This window comes from Borborobacter xinjiangensis (assembly GCF_047739745.1).
In the GTDB taxonomy this organism is placed as follows: Bacteria; Pseudomonadota; Alphaproteobacteria; order Rhizobiales; family Rhizobiaceae; genus Pseudaminobacter.
In genome coordinates this window covers 1-545 of record NZ_JBLLVA010000101.1, presented here as the reverse complement: position 1 = coordinate 545, position 545 = coordinate 1, and the positions used below count along the sequence as shown (strand labels likewise).

At 60.0% G+C, this 545-nt stretch carries 1 protein-coding gene; it reads left to right on the top strand.

What is annotated here, in order from left to right; genetic code table 11:
* Positions 1–78: 78 nt before the first annotated feature.
* Positions 79–545: helix-turn-helix domain-containing protein (locus ACLKMW_RS26515; protein WP_415727524.1), on the top strand; the 467-nt coding region annotated here is incomplete at its 3' end.

Genomic DNA, 545 nt, shown 5'->3' with positions numbered 1-545 from the left:
AGCGGGGTTGAAGTGGAAAAAGTGCAGGACAAAGAGACTTCGCTAGTGAATGGAAGCGCTGGCCCGAAGGGCTCCAAGGTGCCGGACGACCCGTCCAGCCCGACTGTTCTCAAGCAGAACCCGCATGCCCTTCGCGACACCCGCGAGAACGTTCTTGAAGTGGCGATTGGCCGGGAGGTGCGCGCCTTCCGCAAGAAGCTCGGTATCACCGTTGCCGATCTCGCCACTGCAACCAATATTTCGCTTGGCATGCTGTCGAAAATCGAGAATGGCAACACTTCTCCGTCGCTGACGACGTTGCAATCCTTGTCGCGTGCCCTCGGCGTACCGGTCACGGCTTTTTTGCGTCGCTTCGAGGAGGAGCGCAATGCCGTGTTCGTCAAGGCAGGGGAGGGAGTGGATGTCGAGCGTCGCGGCACGCGCGCCGGCCATCAATACACTCTGCTCGGGCATGTCGGCGCAAACACCAGCGGTGTCGTGGTCGAACCTTACCTCATCACGCTCAGCGAGGATTCGGACGTGTTTCCGACTTTCCAGCATGACGG